The organism is Flavobacterium sp. KY-23415, from assembly GCF_055384985.1.
Genome location: NZ_AP044001.1, coordinates 3,056,138 through 3,077,745, shown reverse-complemented (window position 1 = coordinate 3,077,745; position 21,608 = coordinate 3,056,138). Strand labels below are relative to the sequence as shown.

Below are 21,608 nucleotides of genomic sequence, written 5' to 3'. Positions count from 1 at the left end.
GCCTCTTTAATATTTCAAAAACCTTTTATTAAAAAGAAGAAGATAAGCCCGCAAAAAGAGCTACAATAAAAATTAAGAAATACATAGAAATAACTATTATTGCTGAAATACCTAAAAACTTATGATGAGATTTTAAAAAACCAAAACCTTTAGTCAACAATTCTTGATTTCTATTCTTCAATCCATTGGTTATATCAACAGAATATTTATATAAATAATAAACAGGCATTACGTATAGCCCAGCCATAAATAAATATAACAAAGCAATTAATATAGGGGAAAAAGCAACTCCATTCCCTAAAGAACTTCCCATTGCAGCTACAAAAAGAGATGCAATAACCATAAAACCAACACCTATAAAACCTAATATTGATAAAAACTTAGACCATTTAGCACTTTCTCTTAGATATTCTATTGCGATACTTGTTAAACCAGATTCAAAAGAATCAAACATTGATTTATTATCTTCCATTTATTATAAATTATTTTTCAAAAGCTTTCAATGTTTCTGTAATAATACGAACACAATCTAATAATTGTTCCTTATTCATTACTAAAGGAGGTGCAAATCGAATAATATTACCATGGGTTGGCTTAGCTAATAATCCGTTGTCACGCAAAGCCATACAAATATTCCAAGCAGTTTCACCTTCTTCACTATCATTAATTACTATAGCATTCAATAATCCTTTTCCTCTTACTAAAGAACAGATTGAGCTATTTTGAATATATTTATCTAACTCTGATCGAAATAGTTGCCCTAGAATTTCTGCGTTTTCTGCTAATTTTTCTTCTCTAACAACTTCTAAAGCTGCCACTGCAACAGCAGCTGCAATAGGATTTCCACCAAAGGTTGAGCCGTGTTGACCTGGCTTAATTACCCCCATAATTGAATCATTAGCTAAAACAGCAGAAACAGGATAAACCCCACCAGATAAAGCTTTCCCTAAAATCAAAATATCAGGTTGTACATTTTCATGATTAACAGCTAATAATTGCCCCGTTCTTGCTACTCCGGTCTGAACCTCATCGGCAATAAACAAAACATTATTTGCTTCACAAAGTGCTTTTGCCTTTGACAAATAGCCATCATTTGGAACATAAACCCCTGCTTCACCTTGAATTGGTTCAACTAGAAAACCAGCAATATTTTTAGAAGATGTAATTGCTTTTTCCAAAGCATCTATATCATTATATGGAATTTTAACAAATCCAGCTGTATAAGGTCCAAAATTCTTGCGTGCGTTTTCATCATTAGAAAAAGAAATAATTGTGGTAGTTCTTCCGTGAAAATTATTTTCACAAACAATTATTTGCGCTTCATTTTCATTTATTCCTTTCTTTTCATAGGCCCATTTTCTGCAAATTTTCAAAGCTGTTTCTACCGCTTCTGCACCAGTATTCATTGGAAGCACTTTGTCAAAACCGAAAAACTCAGTTATATATTTTTCATAAGGACCTAATTTGTCATTATAAAATGCTCTAGATGTTAATGTTAAAGTTTTTGCTTGTTCCATCATAGCTCCAATAATTTTTGGATGACAATGACCTTGATTTACTGCTGAATATGCAGAAAGAAAATCATAATATTTCTTCCCTTCAACATCCCAAACAAAGACACCGTCTCCTTTACTTAAAACAACTGGAAGTGGATGGTAATTGTGCGCACCGAATTTATCTTCTAGTGCAATAGCTTCTGCCGAGCTCATTTTTTCTAAAACTGACATGATAAATTTATTAGATTATTAAATCTTCAATTCCTTCTTAAAATAGGAGAGAAATCATCCTCAAGTCTTCAAAATTAATAATAAATATTCTTTAAACTAAATATTTTATGCATTTATAGCATATTTTCCAATTTTACCTAGCGTTGCATTATTCCTAATAAAAAAGAATAAGCTTGTTATAAAGCTATTTTTAGTATTTTACTAGAGTCATTTTTCTTTACTTAAATTAGCATTAAAAAAGAGGAATATCATGAAAAAATTCATTCAATCCATATTAACTATAAAACATCAATAAAATAATGAGTAAGTTGCTACCTATTCAGAATACATCTCTAGTAATTTTGTAACTGTATTCCAATTTCTAATAGTTGCAGTAACGTTCAATTTTTTTTCAATATATTTTTGATCAAACTTTGTTTTCCCCGCTCCTACCGCATATTTAATGAATATTCTATTACCATCTATCTGTGCTTCATCTGGTTTCACTTGACTCATTTTCAAATCATTAATTGCTGTTGGAGCTAGTTCTTTAGAAATAAAGGCAACATATAATTTTTTAGTATCACATTCTTCCGATTTTAAAAATAAATTATTGGTAAAACATGCTTCTAAATCTGTTTTTTTTAATACAATTACGGGTACTTCGTGACCAAATGTTTTAAAGATTTCTTGCTTTATTTGAAAACCAATGGCAGCTTCATTTTCTTCTTCGGAAACAATAAACACATTTCCTGTTTGAATATAAGTTTGAACATTTTTAAATCCTATATTTTCTAATGCTTTCTTCAAAGCATCCATTTTTATCATATTATGTCCCGAAACATTAATACCTCTCAAAAGTGCCAAATGGGTTTTCATAACTTATTCTTTATTTAAAATAGATTTCAAAAATACAATTTTAAAACCAAGGATATAGATATGTAATGTTTCATTTAAATTTATTTTAAAAACTTGACTTTTTCTCTAAGCAAAATTAGAAGCAACAAAGGTCCTAAACCATGACACAAACGAACAATCGTTTCAAACCCATATTGATGTAAAGCTTGTAAAGGAAAATCTATAGAAAAATTTGCATAAACTCGGGCAAAAGCTGTTAAAAAACCCCAAAAAACAGAATACACAACAACTATTTTCACTACCCTATCCACAAATAGTAAAGGCAAAATTAAAATATCTATAATTCCTGCAACCCATAAAAAGGTACGAGCTCCTGCTTCAGAAATTCCAAAAATTGAAATAGTCATGTCTATAAAATTCCCTGGAACAGGATAAAAACCAAAAGCATACAATCCGTGAGAAAAAAAAGTTATTCCTATCAAAAGTTTCAAAATTACAATTGCTTTTTCTTTAATATATGACTTAGAATATACATATAGTAAAATTAATGGCAAACCTAACTGTAATGCATGCTCAAAATACTGCCCAATTTGAAAGAAAGATTCTTTAGTTACAAGAAAAACTACAAAAAATTGCCAAAAAGCAATACTCTTTATAAAGAATTTTTGCCCTTTTTTGGACGTTTCATTAAAATTCAAAACTAAGAATGCAGCAATTAAATATAAAACACCTATTCCTTTAATAATATACTGAATTTTTGAATCTACTGTACTATCATTAACAAAATCGCTCCATTTTATATTAAAAACATTTAATATTGGACTCATTACCCTTTCATACCAAAGGATTGCTCTGTAGGGTACATCCCAAAAAATGTGTTGATAAGCTCTAGCAATAAAAATTGTAAAAACTGCTATTTTAAGTATTAAAATACTTTTAGATTTCATATTGTTTCATTTTGAAATACAATATTACAATTTTTACAATTTTCTAAATGTTAATTCACAACTACCTCAATGTTAAAAAATTACAATGAATATTCCTAAATTGTTAATTCTTAAAAAACAGCAAACAACTAAAACAAAATACTGATAAATTTACGACGCAAAACAAACAAATAAACAAAATGAAAAAAAATTTAATCTTTATTTTGTTACTCACTTACCTATCAGTATTTAGTAACAGCGACAAATTTCGCATCATTCTTTTAGACGATCCAAGCACAACAATTACTATTGCTTGGAATCAAATTTCTGGAAGCAATCCAACTGTTTATTACGGAACAACAGATCATGGAACAAATTGGAGTTCCTATCCAAACAGTAAAACGGTAAGTAGAACGTCTGCTTACAGAGGAATGAATAACCATTTCGCAAGAATTAACGGTCTTATCGCTAATACTGCCTATTATTTTGTCATAAAAGATAGCCAAGGTACAAGCCAACGTTTTTGGTTTAAAACAGCACCAAATGATTTGAGCCGTTTGTCCTTTATTGCAGGTGGAGATTCTAGAAACAATAGAATTCCTAGGCAAAAAGCAAACAAATTGGTAGCAAAATTAAAACCACATGCTGTTTTTTTTGGTGGAGACATGACAGACAGTGATAATGATAGTCAATGGCAAGAATGGTTTGATGATTGGCAATTAACAACTGCATCAGATGGAAGAATGTTTCCAATTATTCCTGTGAGAGGAAATCATGAAGGAGCTTCTACGATATATAATTTATTTGACACTCCTAATTCAGATTCTTATTATGCTATTACATTTGGTGCAAATTTAGTGAGAATGTATTCCTTAAATTCTGAAATTTCGGTAACAGGGAACCAAAATACATGGTTAAATAATGATTTGCAAGCTAATTCCAATGTAATCTGGAAAGGAGCTCAATACCACAAACCAATGCGTCCACATAATGCTGCAAAATCTGAAGGAACTCATGTTTATAATGCTTGGGCTGAAACATTCTATAATAACCAAGTGAGAATGGTGGTAGATTGTGATTCACACACTGTAAAATCTACTTGGCCATTAAAACCCTCTACACAACCAGGAAACGATGAAGGTTTCATTAGAGATGACACTAACGGTACAGTATATTTAGGTGAAGGTTGTTGGGGTGCTCCCTTGCGTGCCAATAACGATGATAAAACTTGGACAAGGAATTCAGGTTCATTCAATCAATTCAAACTAATTTTCATTGACCAAAACAAAATTGAAGCAAGAACAATAAAAGTGGACAATGCAGACTCAGTCGGTAGTGTTTCTAATTCAAATCCGTTTACGCTTCCTAGTAATTTAGATGTCTGGACACCTAGCAATGGTGCAGTTGTTGAAATTTTTAAAAACACTATAGAAGCTGCTCCACAAATTCAATTAGCCAATATAACAAACGGTCAATGTTTTGATAATGGAAACAACATCAATATTGCTGTAAACATTTTAGAAAATGGAGGCGGAATTCAAAACGCAAAATTATACATTAATGGCACATATATTAGTACAGACTCTTCTGCTCCTTTTTCCTTTAATTATAATTTTCCATCTGGTATTCAAACCATAAATGTTGTAGCAACCGATGTTAATGGAAGAACAGCATCTACAGAACGTTATATTTTCGTAGAACAATTTACAAAAACAGAAAGTTTTTCTATTTTAACTGGCGATGATGATGTTGAAGAAGCACAAGATGGCAGACTATATACAGATAGTTCAGATTTAGAGATGGTTTATGATAGTTATAATAACTTAAAATATCAAACCATTGGATTGCGTTTTAGTAATATCAAAATTCCTCATGGAGCTACAATTAACAGTGCCTATATTCAATTTACCTCAGATGAATCAAACACTGCGAGTTGCCAGTTACAAATTGCAATTGAAAATACCGATGATGCTGCAGAATATGTAGAAGCACTTCCGTTCGGGGTGAGCTCAAGGAATTACAATTCAAGTTTCGTAAATTGGTCACCCAATACATGGTCAACAACCAATCAAAGTGGCACAAGTCAACAAACTCCTTCTTTAGTAACTCAATTGCAAAGTGTAATTAACAAACCTACTTGGCAAAACGGAAATGCGGTAGCCTTTAGAATAAAAGGAACAGGTGTAAGCTTAACAAGCACATCTGCAAAAAGAGTTGCAGATTCTTTTGAAGGAGGTTCAACTAAATCGGCTAAATTAATCGTCAATTATACTTATGCCTGCAACAACACTCTTTCTAAAAACACATTAAGTGTTAATCCAGAGCTAAAAGTAACAAGACAGAATGACGGTTTTACTGTTTCCTATCCAGAGAATATAAAAAGTATTGAAATTTATGATATTAGCGGGAAACTTCTAGCTCGTGAAGAAGATTTAAACCAAAAATCAACAACTATCACCACAATTCAACAAAACAATCAATTATTACTCATTAAAGTAATATCACAAAACGGTGTTATACTGTCTAGTAAAATTATATTCTAATCGCTTTTTATCTCTCTTTTTACCAACAAACCCAATAGTTATAGAAAAATACTATTGGGTTTAATTATAAAGACATTGATAAATACAAATATTTATTAAAAACAAAGAGGCTGTCCAAAAAGTAAGGACAGCCTTTTTTATTTGTATTTTTTCTCTAAAATTAGTATCTTAGAGTTGAGACAAAAATACACAATGGCTAAGATAGTTTTTAAAAATCAAACAGGCAATTCTCCAGAGTTATTTCCTATCAATATTTTCGATAGAATACCGCAAAACCATCCAGTTCACTTAGTGGAACAAGTTGTTAATCAGTTAGATATAAGTGAAATATTGAAAAAATATAAAGGAGGTGGTACTTCAGCTTACCATCCAAGAATGATGATTAAGGTTTTGTTTTACAGTTATTTATCTAATGTATATTCTTGCAGAAAAATTGCAAAAGCACTTCAGGAGAACATTCATTTTATGTATATTTCGGGCAACTCGACTCCTGATTTTAGAACGATAAACGATTTTAGGGGTAAAGTTTTAAAAAATCATATCCAAACTCTTTTTGCAGAAGTAGTAAAAATGCTTGTAAAAATGGGATATGTTAGCTTAGACATTCAGTATATTGATGGTACAAAAATAGAATCCAAAGCTAATAAATATACTTTTGTATGGAGAGGTTCCGTTGAGAAATATAAAGAAAAACTAGAAATTAAAATTAATCATATTCTATCAACTATTGAAAACAGTATTCAATCTGATAATCAAGAACTAAATATAGAAGAATTACCAAAATCGATTGATTCAGAAAGTTTAAAAGAAAAGCTTTCGATTCTTAATAAAAAACTCAAAGAACCTACCAAAAAACAGGCAAGAGAATTGCAAAAACTTCAAGAGGAACATCTTCCAAAGCTTGAAAAATATGAAAAAGACTTGGTTACAATGGGAAACAGGAACTCCTATAGTAAAACAGATCCCGAAGCTACCTTTATGAGAATGAAAGAAGATCATATGAAAAACGGTCAATTAAAACCTGCTTACAATCCACAAATATCTACTGAAAACCAATTTATTACACATGTTTCTATTCATCAAACAACAAATGACACTACAACCTTAAGTTCTCATCTTGAAGGTTTTGAAAAAGCCTATCAAAAACAGAGCAAGGAAATCGTTGCAGATGCAGGTTATGGCAGTGAAGAAAATTATCAAATGCTTGAAGAAAAAAAGGCTGATGCTTATGTTAAATACAACTATTTTCATCAAGAACAAAAAAGAAAGATAAAAAACAATCCTTTTCTTGTTCAAAACTTATTCTACAACGAAGAACACGATTTTTATGTTTGTCCAATGGGGCAAATTATGCAAAAAACAGGAGTAGGAAAACGTGAAACCAGTACTGGATATGAATCACAAATTACATATTATCAAGCCAAAAGATGCCAAGGATGTCCTTTACGAAGTCAATGTCATCAAGCAAAAGGTAATAGAATTTTATCAGTCAATCATCGATTAAATGAATTAAAAGAAAAAGCAAGAAAGCTACTAATGAGTGAAAAAGGACTAAAACATCGAAGTAAACGTCCAATAGAGGTAGAAGCAGTTTTTGGTCAACTTAAAAGCAATAATAAATTCAATCGATTCACAATGAAGGGTTTAAAAAAAGTAACATTAGAGTTTTTACTAATGGCCCTTGGACACAACTTTAGAAAAATGAATGCATTCAAGACAGACTTGCCAAAATTTGTTTTCAAAACCAAAATTCACACTTATCTAGCCTATTTTAAAACTAAAATTTGCCTTGTTAAAGTAACTCAAAGTTATTTTGCTATTATTTTTTCTTCAAAACAAAATAGCTTAAAAATAGCTACATAAAAAAAGCTGTCCTTTTCGGACAGCCCCTTTGTTTTTAGTATTTTAAATTACTTTATGAATACGGTTAAGCGGAATTACAACACCTTGTTTAAGAATGACCCTATTATCGGTTACTCCCCAAACGGTTGTTTCAGTCATTTTCATTGAAGCATCGTCTTCAAAATAAATTTTAATCTTCAAATGTTCCAAATTCCCAAGGGTTAATGCTCTGTCCAAATCAATTTTTCTTTGTGAAACAGCTTCTTTTTCAGTCAATACTTCTGAATTAGGAAAATGCAAAGATGCTATCGCTTCTTTGTTAATAGTTTGATAATCTAAAGTCATAGTAGTTAAGTAAGTAGGTTAATTAACATAAAAGTAATTAAAAAATCAAAACAAATCACAAAAATTAAGTTAAAAAAAAACAGATTGATAAAAAATCAATCTGCTTTTTACGAATTAATAACTAATTATATTTTATTGAACTGCCAAAGCTGCATTTATATTACCATATCCATATTCTGAATTTCTGTTAGGATAAAGTGATGAAGATTGCCTTAACTTGTTTAAAACTTGATCTTTATTCCATGAAGGATTCTTAGACCAAACTAAAGCAGCAATTCCAGCAGTTGTTGCTGTAGCCACAGAAGAACCACCAACATAATCTGTTTGGTTTTCATAATAACTTAAAACTGGTGCAGTATTTCCAGATGCAGATCTTTCCATAACAACAGTAAACTCTATTTTACCCCCTGAATGACAGTTAGAGCATTTATTATAACCAGATCCTTCTTTAATACCAGTAACCGCAACCGTTTCATTCATCCAAGCTGGAAAAATTACACCAACAAAATTCGTAAAGCTAGTAGATGTCCCTCCAGCACAAAAAATCAATTTTCCTTTATTATAAGCATATCTTACACCATCTTCAATTCTCCCTACTGAAAAAATATGCCCCATTGACATTGAAATAATTTTAACAGAAGAATTATTCCCTAATCCAACAAAAGCATTTTGAACTCCTTTTTGTTCATGATAACCATCTAGAACAACATTAGCAGCTGCTCTATAAGAAATTAAATTAGCATTATAAGCAACCCCAACAGGCAACCCTTTATTATTTCTTGGAGCAGTTGCAGTAGCCGTCATACTTGTTCCATGACCACATTGATCATTTGGACCATCTGTACTAGAAGACCAAGGCCAAAACGAATCTACGTAGGTTCCATATTTTTGAACAGTTCTTCCCGAAGAATCGCCATTATTAAAATTACTTCCTAGTAATGACTGATTTGGAGAAACACCAGAATCGATTACACCAACAGTAATTCCTGATCCAGTACTTTTAGCCCACGCATCAGGAATATTGTGTTTGTAAAAATTCCAAGGCACTTTTGCATTTGGAGTTATAGTTGTGTAATCTGAACTACTCAAAGTTGCAGCGTCATATCCGCATCCAGAAGAACCTGAACTAGAACTTTTATTAGTACCATTTTCTGCTTCGAATGCGAAAAATTTATAATCTCCTGGTTCAATATATCTAACTCCTTTATTTTTTCTTAATAAAAATAATGTTTTTTGATCCTTAATGATAACATCCATAATATTTAGAACTGGATCATTATAAATTACTACTTTTTCTGGTGAATCTGTTTCATTCGCTCTAATTATGTTTAAAATTTCCGTTTCAACTGCAGAAGCTTTTCCTGCTGTTTTTTCTAAATCATTCAGATTTTGACCATATCCGATTGTTACCAAATTAGAACCATGTTGCGTTGCGCTCCACAACATTTGTAAAGAAGCATCTTTCCAATAAAATTTCCCCGTTTGTTGTAATGTCTTTTTAATTTCATCATTTATTTGCTTGGTAGATAGCAATTCCTGATTAAAATTTTCAGCATCTACTGGATTTTCCTTTTCATAATTTTCTTCTGAACAAGAAATCATAAGTCCTAAAAATGCAATAGTGCAAATTTTTAAAAGATTTTTTTTCATATTATTATAGTTTTATGGTTTGTTGTTACGAATATATAAAAATTTTAAACCAAATTATAAAGACTATTTACTTTTTTAAATACAATTATAAAAATATAATAATTCCAAAAAAATCAAGAAATAAAAAACAAACAAGAAATTTTAATATCTCATTTTTCTAACTACTTTTGTATCCCTATGCAAAAAACGATTAACATATTAAATAAAAGAGCGAAATTCGATTATGAATTAATTGATAGATATACTGCTGGAATTGTTTTAACAGGTACCGAGATAAAATCTATACGTTTAGGAAAAGCCTCTATTGCAGAAAGCTTTTGCGAGTTTCATAATGAAGAACTCTTTATTATTAATGCCACAATAGAGGAATACCTATATGGTACACATTATAACCATAGAGCAAAAAGCGAAAGAAAGCTATTACTCAACAAAAAAGAACTAAAAAAGTTGTTTAAAGATAGTGACAATAAAGGACTAACGATTGTTCCTTTACGTCTATTTACTAATGAAAAAGGATTGGCAAAATTAGACATTGCGCTTGCACGTGGAAAGAAAAACTATGACAAACGAGAATCTTTAAAAGAAAAAGATACGAAAAGAGACCTAGATAGAATTAAAAAATCTTTCTAGGTTTTTTTAAACAATATTATTTAGTTTTTATCTTCCAATAAAGGCACAAAACGGAACTCTCCAAACTCATGCTTTTCAAATTGCGATTCATTTTTACGAATCAACATTGTCATTACCTGACTATCTTCTCCTAATGGAATTACTAACTTTCCACCAATTTTTAACTGAGCCATAAGCGGTTGCGGAATAAATGGTGCACCAGCAGTTACAATGATACTATCAAATGGAGCATATTGAGGCAACCCTTTATACCCATCACCAAATGAGATATGTTTAGGTCGAATCCCTAATTTAGGCAACAATAAAGAGGTCTTTTTAAAAAGTTCATTCTGCCTTTCCACAGTATAAACTTTTGCTCCTAACAAGCATAATACAGCAGTTTGATAACCACTGCCTGTTCCTATTTCTAATATTTTATGTTCCTTTTGCACTTCTAACAATTGACTCTGAAAAGCAACAGTATAAGGTTGCGAAATTGTTTGTCCTGCTGCTATAGGGAAAGCCTTATCTTGATATGCGAAATCTTCAAAACTAGAATTCAAAAACAAATGACGTGGGATTTTTTTAATTGCATCCAACACATTTTTATCAATTATTCCTTTTTCTTCTAATAGTTTAGCTAATTGATTTCTAAGTCCTTGATGTTTGGGAGTATCTTTCAAAGTGGTAGGGATTAGTTTTCGGTAAAAATAGAAAACTAATTCTCAAATATCAATTATAAATTCTCAATTTATTGCTATTTTTGTTGAAAATACTCTATTATGCTAAAAGTTGGTGTTCTAGGTGCTGGACATTTAGGAAAAATACATTTACGTTTATTAAATCAATCTTCAAAATATGAATTAGTTGGATTTTATGATCCTTTTGAAGAAAATGCGATAAAAATTGCTAATGAATTTGGATATAAAAAGTTTGATTCCATCGCTGCATTAATTAATGCTGTAGATGTTGTTGATATTGTTACCCCTACTCTTTCTCATTATGATTGTGCTCTAGAAGCAATAAGGGCTGGAAAACATGTTTTCTTAGAAAAGCCAATTTCTAATACCGTTGCAGAAGCCGAAGAAATTATTGCGCTAGCAAAAAAACACAAAGTAAAAGGACAAGTGGGGCATGTTGAACGATTTAATCCTGCATTTATTGCTGTAAAAGATCAAATTCAAAACCCGATGTTTATTGAAACACATCGTTTGGCAGAATTTAACCCTAGAGGTACAGATGTTCCTGTAGTTTTAGACTTAATGATTCATGATATTGACGCCATTTTAAGCGTTGTAAAATCGAAAGTTAAAAGTGTTAACGCAAGTGGTGTTGCTGTAATTTCAGATTCTCCAGATATTGCAAATGCAAGAATAGAATTCGAAAACGGTTGTGTTGCAAACATTACTTCTAGTCGAATTTCAATGAAAAACATGAGAAAATCACGTTTCTTTCAAAAAGACGCTTATATTTCTGTTGATTATTTAGATAAAATTTGTGAGGTTGTAAAAATGAAAGATGCTCCAGAAGTACCTGGAGATTTTGATATGATTCTTCAAAATGCAGAAGGTGTTAAAAAACAAATTTATTTCAACAATCCACAAGTAAACGCAAACAATGCAATTCTTGACGAACTAGAAACTTTCGCAGATGCTATTAATAATAATACAACTCCAATTGTAACTTTAGAAGATGGCACAGATGCATTGCGTGTTGCCTATCAGATTATAGAATCTATGGAGAGATAATAGATGGATAAAACAAAAAGAAAAATTATTCACAATATCATAAGTGTAATTATTTATATACTTATAGTTTCATTTTTATCAATCGATAACATTGTTCCTGACGCCATGTTTTTAGTTGGTTTTATAACTATAATTAGTAGCACTTTTTTGTTTTTACTAAAAATTAATCTAGATAAAATGAAACAAACAACTGTAATTGGAGCGAGAACTATGAGAAATGGAATTACTCATACTTTTGCTCAATCTGGATTCACTGTGTTCGCAATTGAATTGAACACATTACCAAATCCTATTACACATTGACAATCAACACAAAAGAGCGTATCAAATAGCAGGAACTAATAAATGACAAGAAAAGAATTCATAATTATTGCTTTAAATAAAAAAATTAAACCATTAGTATATCTAAGTATTATGCTATACTCCATTTATTTTTTAATTCAAGTTATAATAGACAACAAAAGTGATGAAAGAAGCTTATTTATTTTTGTCATTTTTACTATAGCTATTCTCATATTACTTGCAATACTACATTTTGTAGTTAATTATTTAACCCAAAAAATACCAGAAAAAGTAAAACTGTTTTTTGAAAAGATTTCAAATATTACCGAAATAATTAGCGGAATATTTCTAATCATTATACTAATAAATGCTTTAAAAGAAAAGAGAACATTAGAATTTATACTAACTTTAAGTATAACTCTATTTTTAATTTATACAAAAAAACCAAAACTTACAAAATGAAACAAATAGCTGTAATTGGAGCTGGAACTATGGGAAATGGAATTGCTCATACTTTTGCTCAATCTGGATTCACTGTAAAACTAATTGACATTTCTGAAAAATCATTGGAAAAAGGAATGGCTACTATTGCAAACAACCTTGATCGTATGGTTGCCAAAGGTGTTATTTCAGAAGATGACAAACACAAGACTATTGCAAACATAATAACCTATACAGACATTAACGATGGTGTTGTGGGGTGCGATTTAGTAGTTGAGGCAGCCACAGAGAATGTTGACCTAAAAATGAAAATTTTCAAACAACTAAGTGATGTTTGCAACCATAATGTAATTTTAGCTTCAAACACTTCTTCAATTTCCATTACGCAAATAGCAGCACAAGTAGTTCATCCTGAAAGAGTCATTGGAATGCATTTCATGAACCCTGTGCCAATCATGAAATTAGTAGAAATTATTCGTGGATATTCAACATCCAATGAAGTAACAAAAATTATCATGGACTTATCTGTTAAACTAGGAAAAACACCTACAGAAGTTAACGATTACCCTGGTTTTGTTGCAAACAGAATTTTAATGCCAATGATAAATGAAGCAATTGAAACATTATATAACGGAGTAGCAGGTGTTGCAGAAATTGATACCGTAATGAAGTTAGGAATGGCACACCCAATGGGACCATTACAATTAGCCGATTTTATTGGATTAGATGTTTGCTTATCTATCTTAAATGTAATGTATGACGGATTTAAAAACCCAAAATACGCTCCATGTCCGTTATTAGTAAACATGGTAATGGCAGGAAAACTTGGTGCAAAATCGGGTGAAGGTTTCTATGATTATGCAGAAAGTAAAAAAGCAGAAAAAGTAGCAAAACAATTTAGTAAATAGTTCCTTGCAAATAGTGATTAGTAATTTGAGATTACTCATTACTAATCACTATTTTACAAACATCTATAATGGCAAAAATAGTTCCTTTTCGAGCGGTTCGTCCTGCTCCAGACAAAATAGGTTTAGTTTCTTGCAGAAACTATGAAGATTATAGTGCTGCCGAGCTTGCTGCTTGGCTAAATTTCAATCCTTATTCTTTTCTACATGTAATTAGTCCTGCCTATGCCAATGTGCAAAGCATTGGGTTAAAAAAACGTTTTAAAGGAGTTGCGTTAAAATATAAAGATTTTAAAGCAGAAGACATCTTCATTCAAGAAGAAAAACCAGTATTCTACCTTTACGAAATCAATACAAAAAAGCAAAATTTCACTGGAATTATTGCTGGAACTTCTGTTCTTGATTACAAAAATAATCATATTAAAAAGCATGAAGACACTTTAGAGTATCGAGTTGAAATGTTCAAAAATTACTTGCATCAGACTCGTTTTAATACGGAGCCTGTTTTAATAACCTATCCAGATAGTGTAGAACTAAACACTTGGATATTATTAAAGAAGCAAGGTCAGCCTACAAATCAATTTTCTACAACCAATAAAGAAAAACACACTTTATGGAAAATAGACACACAAAGTGATATTGATTGGCTTCAGGAACATTTTGACAACATCCCTAATTTATATATAGCAGATGGACATCATCGTTCTGCTTCTGCTGAAAAGCTTTATGATGATGATAAAGAATTAAACAATCCAAATTTGGATTATTTTATGAGTTTTTTAATTGCAGAAAGCAATGTGAAAATATATGAATTTAATAGAATAATTCGTGATTTAAATAATCATTCAAAAGAAGATTTTTTGAAAAAAATTGCTCTTCATTTCATTATTAAATCTAAAGATCAAGAATTGTGGAAGCCACAAAACAAATTTGAATTTGGTATGTATTTAGATGGAGATTTTTATGCTTTATATTATAAACATGAAAATACTGAAAGTGAAAACAAATCAATTTTAGATAATTTAGACGCACAAATCTTATATGATAAAATTTTAAATCCTATTTTAGGAATTGAAGATTTACGTAACGATGAAAGAATTGAATATATTCCTGGAAACAAATCAATAACAACAATCAAAGAAGTAGTAGATGAAGGCGGGTTTAAAGTTGGCTTCATGTTATATCCTTCCGATATTTCAGAAATCAAAGCACTTGCTGATAACCATTTAATTATGCCTCCAAAAAGCACTTATATTGAACCAAAATTTAGAAGTGGTTTGGTTGTTTATGAATTATAATCTATTCTGCGGCATTCAATTTGATCTGTAAATGATTTAAAAGAACTTGATATTTACTTAATTCTACTAGAATATCATCGTCTTCTGTCATGTCTAACAAATCGTCTAACTCATCACTTATAGCGACTAATTTATTATTGGCTGTTCGAAACTCTTTGACAGCCATTGCATCAATAATCTTTTGAATTTCGTTATGCAGATAGGTTAGTTTTTCCTGATTCATTTTTATCTTGGTTAAATTGATTAAGAATTGCTTTTCGCTTTTCTCTTAAACTGATTTTTGCAGCATTTTCTCTATTCTTTTTAGCATCAACTTTCTTTTTATGAGCCAACCTATTACTTTCATTTCTCCTTCCCATATTTAGTTAAATCTTTGCTTTATTTTTATAAATGTTTCATCCGTATAAAGTAACAAATCAATAATCTCATTACGAAGCATTTCTAAATCGTCAAAAATAAGATATTTTGACCAATTTTCTTCTAAAAGAACCTCTCTAATTGTTTGAATCCTTTTTGCAGTTGCTACTGCATTTCTAAGAATTTCATTTGAAGTATATTCTGGATTATCTTTATGCTGAAATTCAACCGCTCCACTTTCTTTATTTACTGTAATATAAAAAAGTTTCCCTTGCTCATTATTTGAATAAAAATCAGACCAATTAGCATATCCAATTCTACTAACCTGATTTGTGTTTTTTGCATTAGTCTGCAATCTCCATCTGCAATTTGCAGCTCTCCCCCAATGATTTGAAACTCTAAAAACACCCTCATTTGTAAAATAATAACTGCTGCCCGATTTACTTTGATAACTTAACTTTAAACCATCAATAGCTTCTTTTTCTACTTCATTAAAAACACAAAAGGTATATTTATGAAAATTATATTTATTGTACTGCATTAAATTCTCCTAATTTAAGTTGCCAAACATTTTTTTTCTCTGATCCGAAACTTTTAACACTCGGAAAAAAATAAACTTTTTGAATCAATTTATACTTTTTTATGCTTTCATTTTTAATTTCTAAATCATAAGCTATCAAGAAAAAATTAGCATTAGAAGCCATCTCTTTTTTAAAATTGGAAACCTCATAAATAGCGCTTCTCTTCTCACATTCATTTAACAAAACACTCAAAGGAACAACTTCATTTTTATTTTCAATAAAATTTAAAACGCTTACATCTTCATTTAAAAAAACAGTTCTTATATTCTCCTCTATTTCTTGTTGTAACGCAACCGAATTTTCTTCCTTATACAAATTTAAATAACCATAAAAATCGTTAATTTTATCTACAGCCAAATCTTGATATGCCAAAATTGAAGCCTCCGAAAAATTAGAAACAATGCTATTTTTATTTTCGGAAATCCTAGCAGTACTTTGAGAATACCCAAATAAAGACATCAAAATGAATACAATTATGTAGCCTCTTTTTTTCATTATTTTTTTATTAATCGAATAAATATAATTTTGTTCTCTTTATTTTTTTCTACTGCAACAATCTGCAAACTTTTTAAGGAAGGTGTTGGAATAATTACTTTTTGTGAAAACTCTTCTTTATTAAAATATTCTGCTCCTAAATTATTCTGAAGCATAACAATAACTTCCAAATTCTCGTCTAAAATTCTATTCAACTGTTCTTTCCTAGTCTTCCAATCTTTAATATCACTTTTAATAAAACCTTGCAAAATATTCACATAATCATCTGGTTCTAATGCTACCTTCTCTACATTTGGTGTTTTTTGTAAATCGATTGTTTTTTCCTTATAAAAAGGGCTTTTTACTACTATTTTTTCATCTTTTTGAATTGCAATCCTAGAGTTTTTAATTTCAATTTCGGTTAGAACGGAATCTTGAACGGTAAAAGCTTTAACTTTTTTTGAAGAGATAGAATCATTACTATATTTTTCATGTAACTCAATGGAGCGACTCTCATTCCTTAAAAAAACAAATTTCCAAAACACAAACAATAATATTAAAAAGAAAGCAAACACTAGTATTTTTATATTCGTTTGCAAAAACGCTTTTTCTTTCTTATGCTCAATACTTTGTACTACCACAAATGTATTTTTAAAATCATTCCAATTTGTTTTTCCAACATACACAGACAAAATATCCAACATGTCTTTTCGAGGTAATTTCTCATTATTTTCGGACTTTAAATGCGTATAAATCCATTTTTCACTAACCGAATTCTTTGTAGTTTCCTGAATATCATCTATCAAATTTAAAATATCCTGAGAACTAAATTTCTTCCAACTTTCCTCAAAATAAGAATAGCGTGTTTTGTAGCGTTCTAAAACACTTTTTTTCAATTCATAAAACACTGCTAAATCTGTCATATAAAAAATACTTTCAAAAATACGGTTACCCTTTTTTCCTTCACTGTAAAACCACTGTAAAAGTACTGAAAATTCATTACAATGTATTTACTGTATACTTACCAAACTAATTTTCATCCTATAAAGTACGTTTGCCATGTTAAACTTTTAAAAAACTAAAAAATGAAAAATTATTTATCCCTTTTCTTTGTATTCATTATCATCAATGTCCAATCACAAATTGGAGGCAACCAAGTTTATAGTAGAACTAGTTATGACAATAATCCTGTAAAAAATAGCACAACAACAATTAACGACAGTCATCTAACAATTAATGTAAAAATACTACTTAATAACAAAGCTGACTTTTTCACAATTATTTTAGGCACAAACGAAGAAGCCAAAACTGTAGCACAATGCAACTCAAAAATTAACCAACGAATAAATGGTTTTATTAAAGATTTATTCAAAAATGGTATCGAAAAAGATGCTATATACGTTGATTTCATTTCGCAAACCAAAGTATATGATTATAGTGTTGAAAATGACACCGCAGAACAATTCCAAAAAGGATATGAAATAAAGAAAAACATAATAATTTCAAGTAATACTCTCTCTGAAATTGAAAATATAATTACACTGGCATCAAAATATGAAATCTATGATGTAATAAAAGTAGATTACTCCAATAATGATATACTATCAATACACAATAAACTACTTGAAGAAGCTATAAAAATTGCAGAACATAAAAAAGAAACCTACATTAAAGCGTTTAAAAAAAGAATAATTGGTACGCCAAATGCTACGGAAGATTTTTCGACTATCTTTCCAAATACTCAGTATAAAAAATATGAAGCCTTTGAAAACTCTGAAATTGAAACCTATTATAGAAACCGCAATCAAAATTTCATAAAAAAACTAGCAAGAAAAAACACAACCCATTATTATGAGGGAATAAACACCAACAGTTTTGACAAAATAATCAACATGGCACAATCGGAAGTTGGAATACAATATGTACTAAACATTAGTATTGCATACAAAATTGATAACTCTCTATAGAATATAATTCACAAGCAAATATATTCGTTCGAAACAACATATTTGCTTGTGTAACAAAAGTAACAGAAAGAATTATAAAGAATAGAGTATCTTTGATTATAAAATTATACAACCACAACTATAATGAACGAAATACTAAAAGAAGCCTACGGATATATTTTTGAAGAAGAATTACTCAATGAAATTGAAAACATAGCTATATATAAAGAATTTAAAGCCGATGATAATTTAATTGAAATTGGAGATTACATAAAATCGATGCCATTATTACTACATGGTGCAATAAAAATTCTAAGAGAAGATGAAAATGGAGACGAATTATTACTCTATTTTTTAGAAAGAGGCGACACTTGCGCAATGACTTTAACATGTTGTATGGGCAAATCAAAAAGTAAAATTAGAGCAGTTGCAGAAAACAACGGTGCTATGCTTATGATTCCAATAGAAAAAATGGAAGAATGGTTAACCCAGTTTAAAACATGGAGAAATTTTGTCTTTGAAAGCTATAATATTCGTTTAAACGAAATGTTAGAAGCAATAGACACTTTAGCTTTTATGAATTTAGATGAAAGATTATATAAATATCTAACAGACAAGGCTAAAGTAATAGGCAAAACAGAAATTCTCAACACACACCAACAAATAGCCTACGACATGCACACTTCAAGAGTTGTCGTTTCTAGACTTTTAAAAAGTTTAGAATTACAAGGAAAAATAAAACTACATCGAAATAAAATTGAAATCTTAGAGTTTTAATGGAAATCATTGCCTATATAGGAGCAGTATTCATTGGAATAATATTAGGCCTAACTGGCGGTGGTGGCTCTTTGCTTACTGTTCCAATTTTAGTCTATATGCTATCCATAAACCCTATAATTGCCACAGCATATTCATTATTTATTGTTGGTGCAACATCCATGGTTGGAGCTTTTCAAAACTATAGAAACAAACTTGTCGATTTCAAAAAGGGAATATTATTTGCTATTCCTTCATTTATTGCAGTATATTTAACCCGACGCTTCATCATCCCAAGACTGCCCGATACTTTTTTTTCATTTGAAAATCACACTTTAACCAAAGAAACATTTTTAATGCTATTCTTTGCAATTATTATGTATTTTTCAGCTTTTGCAATGCTTAAAAAAAGAGAAGAACAAAATAAAGGTAAAAAAACATCCATTAAAGTATTAATAATTCAAACATTCTGCATCGGAATAATTATTGGACTCATAGGAGCTGGTGGTGGTTTCTTAATAATCCCTTCATTAGTCCTTTTTGCTCAATTACCCATGAAAAAAGCAATTGGCACTTCATTATTTATTATTGCGATTAATTCCTCTATTGGTTTCGTTGGAGATTTGCAAAACCATACTATAGACTGGTTGTTTCTACTCTCTTTTACAGCATTATCCATCTTAGGTGTATTCATTGGAATGTATTTAAATAAGTTTATAAATGAAAAATACTTAAAAAAAGGTTTTACCTACTTCGTATTTGTAATGGCAACACTAATTTTAGTTAAAGAATTGTTGTAAAGTAACCTTTGTTACTTCTTTAAAAATTATTTATTCGTAGCTTTGTTCTCAGATATTCAGTAATAACGCTACTCTTCTTATAAATGTAGCTCATATATATAAACTAATAAATAAAGCACAAATGAAAATAGAACAAATCTATACAGGTTGCATTGCACACGCTGCCTATTATATTGAAAATAACGGTGAAGCAGCTATATTCGACCCTCTTAGAGAAGTTGAACCCTATATTAACAGAGCAGCAAAAGACAATGCTAAAATTAAATACATTTTTGAAACTCACTTTCATGCCGATTTTGTTTCTGGACATTTAGATTTAGCAAATAAGACAGACGCTAATATTGTATACGGTCCCACAGCCAACCCAAACTTTGAAGCAATTATTGCAGAAGACAACCAAGAATTTAAAATTGGCAACTATACCATCAAAGCCATTCATACCCCAGGACATACTTTAGAAAGTACTTGCTATTTATTGATTGATGAAAACGGAAAACAACACGGTATAATTACTGGTGATACTTTGTTTATTGGAGATGTTGGCAGACCAGATTTAGCCCAAAAATTAATAGCAGAATTAACCCAAGAAAAATTAGCAGAATACTTATTTCATTCGCTTCGAAACAAAATAATGCCTTTAAGTGATGATTTAATCGTATATCCAAATCATGGTGCAGGAAGTGCTTGTGGAAAAAACATGAGTAAAGAAACCACAGACACATTAGGCAATCAAAAAAAGACAAATTATGCATTAAGAGCCAACATGACAATTGAAGAATTTAAAAAAGAATTACTCAATGGTCTAACACCTCCTCCTGCCTATTTCCCTCAAAATGTGCTAATGAACATTCAAGGTTACGAAAGCCTAGACACTGTTAAAGAAAAAGCAAACAACCCTTTAACCCCAAATGAGTTTGAAGCAATAGCAAACACAACAGAAGCAGTAATATTAGACGTTCGCAATGAAGCCGATTTTGTTAAAGCACATATTCCAAATTCTATTTTCATAGGACTTCATGGACAGTTTGCACCATGGGTTGGTGCTTTAATTAGAGATGTAAAACAACCCATCCTACTAATCACACCAGAAGGAAAAGAAGAAGAAACCGTAATGCGATTATCTAGAGTAGGATTCGACAACACTTTGGGCTATTTAAATGGTGGCATGGCAGCTTGGATTAAGGAGAACAAAGAAATTGATTCTATCACATCTATCTCACCAGAAGAGTTTGAAAAACACTACGAAAACAAACCAGTTATAGATTGTAGAAGACCCGCGGAATATACTTCTGTACGCATAAACAAAGCAAAAAACATTCCACTAGACTTTCTTAACGATCATCTAGCAGAAATACCCAAAGAAGAACAATTCTATATTCATTGTGCTGGTGGTTATCGTTCCGTAATTTGGTCCTCAATCATGAAATCGAGAGGATACCACAATATGATTAATGTAGAAAAAGGAATGTCTGGTATAAAAAACACGTCGATTCCTTTAACACAAGAGGTTTGTCCTTCAACTTTAAAATAAAACAATCAAA

Annotated in this window: 23 protein-coding genes; 11 read left to right on the top strand and 12 right to left on the bottom strand. The window is 30.4% G+C overall.

The features are described from left to right. Positions 1 to 28: 28 nt before the first annotated feature. The 4 genes from ACZ49Z_RS13530 to ACZ49Z_RS13515 all read right to left on the bottom strand — a co-directional run bounded on the left by ACZ49Z_RS13530 (position 29) and on the right by ACZ49Z_RS13515 (position 3,511). Positions 29 to 472, bottom strand: coding sequence for a hypothetical protein (locus ACZ49Z_RS13530; protein ID WP_464304840.1), 444 nt, complete (start codon positions 470 to 472; stop codon positions 29 to 31). Between the two features lie 10 nt (positions 473 to 482). Then, positions 483 to 1,727: an ornithine--oxo-acid transaminase gene (rocD, locus tag ACZ49Z_RS13525; RefSeq protein WP_464304839.1), complete on the bottom strand. Its 1,245-nt coding sequence runs from the start codon at positions 1,725 to 1,727 to the stop codon at positions 483 to 485. Between the two features lie 315 nt (positions 1,728 to 2,042). Next, positions 2,043 to 2,585, bottom strand: a complete 543-nt coding sequence (locus ACZ49Z_RS13520; protein WP_464304838.1) for a DUF1697 domain-containing protein — start codon at positions 2,583 to 2,585, stop codon at positions 2,043 to 2,045. An 80-nt stretch (positions 2,586 to 2,665) separates the two neighbouring features. Beyond that, entirely contained in the window at positions 2,666 to 3,511 is an 846-nt protein-coding gene (locus ACZ49Z_RS13515; protein WP_464304837.1) for a hypothetical protein, read from the bottom strand. A gap of 179 nt (positions 3,512 to 3,690) precedes the next feature. Between ACZ49Z_RS13515 and ACZ49Z_RS13510 the strand changes: the two genes are divergently transcribed. Next, on the top strand, positions 3,691 to 6,033 hold the full coding sequence (locus ACZ49Z_RS13510; RefSeq protein WP_464304836.1) for a fibronectin type III domain-containing protein: 2,343 nt from the start codon (positions 3,691 to 3,693) through the stop codon (positions 6,031 to 6,033). Positions 6,034 to 6,225: 192 nt separating this feature from the next. Beyond that, complete coding sequence (locus tag ACZ49Z_RS13505; RefSeq protein ID WP_464304835.1) at positions 6,226 to 7,896, top strand: IS1182 family transposase; 1,671 nt, start codon at positions 6,226 to 6,228, stop codon at positions 7,894 to 7,896. A gap of 42 nt (positions 7,897 to 7,938) precedes the next feature. Here ACZ49Z_RS13505 and ACZ49Z_RS13500 read toward each other — a convergent pair whose 3' ends face one another. Continuing rightward, the gene (locus ACZ49Z_RS13500) at positions 7,939 to 8,220 is read right to left on the bottom strand and encodes a hypothetical protein (RefSeq protein WP_464304834.1); all 282 of its coding nucleotides are present in this window, start codon (positions 8,218 to 8,220) and stop codon (positions 7,939 to 7,941) included. Between the two features lie 132 nt (positions 8,221 to 8,352). After that, positions 8,353 to 9,870, bottom strand: a complete 1,518-nt coding sequence (locus ACZ49Z_RS13495; RefSeq protein ID WP_464304833.1) for a S8 family peptidase — start codon at positions 9,868 to 9,870, stop codon at positions 8,353 to 8,355. A gap of 177 nt (positions 9,871 to 10,047) precedes the next feature. Between ACZ49Z_RS13495 and smpB the strand changes: the two genes are divergently transcribed. After that, entirely contained in the window at positions 10,048 to 10,500 is a 453-nt protein-coding gene (gene smpB / locus ACZ49Z_RS13490) for an SsrA-binding protein SmpB (RefSeq protein WP_464304832.1), read from the top strand. A gap of 20 nt (positions 10,501 to 10,520) precedes the next feature. Here the strand turns inward: smpB and ACZ49Z_RS13485 are convergent, their stop codons facing one another. Then, positions 10,521 to 11,162: a protein-L-isoaspartate(D-aspartate) O-methyltransferase gene (locus ACZ49Z_RS13485; RefSeq protein WP_464304831.1), complete on the bottom strand. Its 642-nt coding sequence runs from the start codon at positions 11,160 to 11,162 to the stop codon at positions 10,521 to 10,523. 99 nt (positions 11,163 to 11,261) lie between these two features. On the opposite strand from ACZ49Z_RS13485, the gene ACZ49Z_RS13480 reads away from it, so the two are divergent. From ACZ49Z_RS13480 to ACZ49Z_RS13465, 4 genes are all read left to right on the top strand, one after another. Next, the gene (locus tag ACZ49Z_RS13480) at positions 11,262 to 12,227 is read left to right on the top strand and encodes a Gfo/Idh/MocA family protein (RefSeq protein WP_464304830.1); all 966 of its coding nucleotides are present in this window, start codon (positions 11,262 to 11,264) and stop codon (positions 12,225 to 12,227) included. Positions 12,228 to 12,230: 3 nt separating this feature from the next. Then, positions 12,231 to 12,530, top strand: a complete 300-nt coding sequence (locus ACZ49Z_RS13475; protein WP_464304829.1) for a hypothetical protein — start codon at positions 12,231 to 12,233, stop codon at positions 12,528 to 12,530. 437 nt (positions 12,531 to 12,967) lie between these two features. Beyond that, on the top strand, positions 12,968 to 13,858 hold the full coding sequence (locus tag ACZ49Z_RS13470; RefSeq protein ID WP_464304828.1) for a 3-hydroxyacyl-CoA dehydrogenase family protein: 891 nt from the start codon (positions 12,968 to 12,970) through the stop codon (positions 13,856 to 13,858). A gap of 68 nt (positions 13,859 to 13,926) precedes the next feature. Then, a complete protein-coding gene (locus tag ACZ49Z_RS13465; RefSeq protein ID WP_464304827.1) occupies positions 13,927 to 15,153 on the top strand; it encodes a DUF1015 domain-containing protein in 1,227 nt (408 codons plus the stop codon). Between the two features lies 1 nt (position 15,154). Here the strand turns inward: ACZ49Z_RS13465 and ACZ49Z_RS13460 are convergent, their stop codons facing one another. The 5 genes from ACZ49Z_RS13460 to ACZ49Z_RS13440 are packed head-to-tail and all read right to left on the bottom strand — an operon-like array spanning position 15,155 to position 17,488. Beyond that, complete coding sequence (locus ACZ49Z_RS13460) at positions 15,155 to 15,376, bottom strand: hypothetical protein (RefSeq protein WP_464304826.1); 222 nt, start codon at positions 15,374 to 15,376, stop codon at positions 15,155 to 15,157. Further along, positions 15,345 to 15,512 carry a hypothetical protein gene (locus tag ACZ49Z_RS13455; RefSeq protein ID WP_464304825.1) on the bottom strand — a complete coding sequence of 56 codons (168 nt, stop codon included), beginning with the start codon at positions 15,510 to 15,512 and terminating at the stop codon, positions 15,345 to 15,347. The genes ACZ49Z_RS13460 and ACZ49Z_RS13455 overlap by 32 nt, the downstream gene beginning before the upstream one ends. A gap of 2 nt (positions 15,513 to 15,514) precedes the next feature. Beyond that, positions 15,515 to 16,051 carry a hypothetical protein gene (locus ACZ49Z_RS13450; protein WP_464304824.1) on the bottom strand — a complete coding sequence of 179 codons (537 nt, stop codon included), beginning with the start codon at positions 16,049 to 16,051 and terminating at the stop codon, positions 15,515 to 15,517. Continuing rightward, on the bottom strand, positions 16,038 to 16,586 hold the full coding sequence (locus ACZ49Z_RS13445; protein ID WP_464304823.1) for a hypothetical protein: 549 nt from the start codon (positions 16,584 to 16,586) through the stop codon (positions 16,038 to 16,040). The genes ACZ49Z_RS13450 and ACZ49Z_RS13445 overlap by 14 nt, the downstream gene beginning before the upstream one ends. After that, the gene (locus tag ACZ49Z_RS13440; RefSeq protein ID WP_464304822.1) at positions 16,586 to 17,488 is read right to left on the bottom strand and encodes a hypothetical protein; all 903 of its coding nucleotides are present in this window, start codon (positions 17,486 to 17,488) and stop codon (positions 16,586 to 16,588) included. The genes ACZ49Z_RS13445 and ACZ49Z_RS13440 overlap by 1 nt, the downstream gene beginning before the upstream one ends. Positions 17,489 to 17,650: 162 nt before the next feature. Between ACZ49Z_RS13440 and ACZ49Z_RS13435 the strand changes: the two genes are divergently transcribed. From ACZ49Z_RS13435 to ACZ49Z_RS13420, 4 genes are all read left to right on the top strand, one after another. Further along, on the top strand, positions 17,651 to 18,532 hold the full coding sequence (locus tag ACZ49Z_RS13435) for an SIMPL domain-containing protein (protein WP_464304821.1): 882 nt from the start codon (positions 17,651 to 17,653) through the stop codon (positions 18,530 to 18,532). A gap of 123 nt (positions 18,533 to 18,655) precedes the next feature. Beyond that, complete coding sequence (locus ACZ49Z_RS13430) at positions 18,656 to 19,288, top strand: Crp/Fnr family transcriptional regulator (RefSeq protein WP_464304820.1); 633 nt, start codon at positions 18,656 to 18,658, stop codon at positions 19,286 to 19,288. Further along, positions 19,288 to 20,067: a sulfite exporter TauE/SafE family protein gene (locus ACZ49Z_RS13425; protein WP_464304819.1), complete on the top strand. Its 780-nt coding sequence runs from the start codon at positions 19,288 to 19,290 to the stop codon at positions 20,065 to 20,067. Before ACZ49Z_RS13430 ends, ACZ49Z_RS13425 begins: the two co-directional genes overlap by 1 nt. Before the next feature lie 121 nt (positions 20,068 to 20,188). Continuing rightward, positions 20,189 to 21,598 (top strand): MBL fold metallo-hydrolase, encoded by a 1,410-nt coding sequence (locus ACZ49Z_RS13420; RefSeq protein WP_464304818.1) that lies wholly within the window; start codon positions 20,189 to 20,191, stop codon positions 21,596 to 21,598. Positions 21,599 to 21,608 lie beyond the last annotated feature (10 nt).

Excerpts from the sequence above, each read along its gene's own strand:
- ACZ49Z_RS13530 (WP_464304840.1), bottom strand. The coding sequence starts at position 472 with ATGGAAGATAATAAATCAATGTTTGATTCTTTTGAATCTGGTTTAACA.
- rocD (WP_464304839.1), bottom strand. The coding sequence starts at position 1,727 with ATGTCAGTTTTAGAAAAAATGAGCTCGGCAGAAGCTATTGCACTAGAA.
- ACZ49Z_RS13520 (WP_464304838.1), bottom strand. The coding sequence starts at position 2,585 with ATGAAAACCCATTTGGCACTTTTGAGAGGTATTAATGTTTCGGGACAT.
- ACZ49Z_RS13515 (WP_464304837.1), bottom strand. The coding sequence starts at position 3,511 with ATGAAATCTAAAAGTATTTTAATACTTAAAATAGCAGTTTTTACAATT.
- ACZ49Z_RS13510 (WP_464304836.1), top strand. The coding sequence starts at position 3,691 with ATGAAAAAAAATTTAATCTTTATTTTGTTACTCACTTACCTATCAGTA.
- ACZ49Z_RS13505 (WP_464304835.1), top strand. The coding sequence starts at position 6,226 with ATGGCTAAGATAGTTTTTAAAAATCAAACAGGCAATTCTCCAGAGTTA.
- ACZ49Z_RS13500 (WP_464304834.1), bottom strand. The coding sequence starts at position 8,220 with ATGACTTTAGATTATCAAACTATTAACAAAGAAGCGATAGCATCTTTG.
- ACZ49Z_RS13495 (WP_464304833.1), bottom strand. The coding sequence starts at position 9,870 with ATGAAAAAAAATCTTTTAAAAATTTGCACTATTGCATTTTTAGGACTT.
- smpB (WP_464304832.1), top strand. The coding sequence starts at position 10,048 with ATGCAAAAAACGATTAACATATTAAATAAAAGAGCGAAATTCGATTAT.
- ACZ49Z_RS13480 (WP_464304830.1), top strand. The coding sequence starts at position 11,262 with ATGCTAAAAGTTGGTGTTCTAGGTGCTGGACATTTAGGAAAAATACAT.
- ACZ49Z_RS13475 (WP_464304829.1), top strand. The coding sequence starts at position 12,231 with ATGGATAAAACAAAAAGAAAAATTATTCACAATATCATAAGTGTAATT.
- ACZ49Z_RS13470 (WP_464304828.1), top strand. The coding sequence starts at position 12,968 with ATGAAACAAATAGCTGTAATTGGAGCTGGAACTATGGGAAATGGAATT.
- ACZ49Z_RS13465 (WP_464304827.1), top strand. The coding sequence starts at position 13,927 with ATGGCAAAAATAGTTCCTTTTCGAGCGGTTCGTCCTGCTCCAGACAAA.
- ACZ49Z_RS13460 (WP_464304826.1), bottom strand. The coding sequence starts at position 15,376 with ATGAATCAGGAAAAACTAACCTATCTGCATAACGAAATTCAAAAGATT.
- ACZ49Z_RS13455 (WP_464304825.1), bottom strand. The coding sequence starts at position 15,512 with ATGGGAAGGAGAAATGAAAGTAATAGGTTGGCTCATAAAAAGAAAGTT.
- ACZ49Z_RS13450 (WP_464304824.1), bottom strand. The coding sequence starts at position 16,051 with ATGCAGTACAATAAATATAATTTTCATAAATATACCTTTTGTGTTTTT.
- ACZ49Z_RS13445 (WP_464304823.1), bottom strand. The coding sequence starts at position 16,586 with ATGAAAAAAAGAGGCTACATAATTGTATTCATTTTGATGTCTTTATTT.
- ACZ49Z_RS13440 (WP_464304822.1), bottom strand. The coding sequence starts at position 17,488 with ATGACAGATTTAGCAGTGTTTTATGAATTGAAAAAAAGTGTTTTAGAA.
- ACZ49Z_RS13435 (WP_464304821.1), top strand. The coding sequence starts at position 17,651 with ATGAAAAATTATTTATCCCTTTTCTTTGTATTCATTATCATCAATGTC.
- ACZ49Z_RS13430 (WP_464304820.1), top strand. The coding sequence starts at position 18,656 with ATGAACGAAATACTAAAAGAAGCCTACGGATATATTTTTGAAGAAGAA.
- ACZ49Z_RS13425 (WP_464304819.1), top strand. The coding sequence starts at position 19,288 with ATGGAAATCATTGCCTATATAGGAGCAGTATTCATTGGAATAATATTA.
- ACZ49Z_RS13420 (WP_464304818.1), top strand. The coding sequence starts at position 20,189 with ATGAAAATAGAACAAATCTATACAGGTTGCATTGCACACGCTGCCTAT.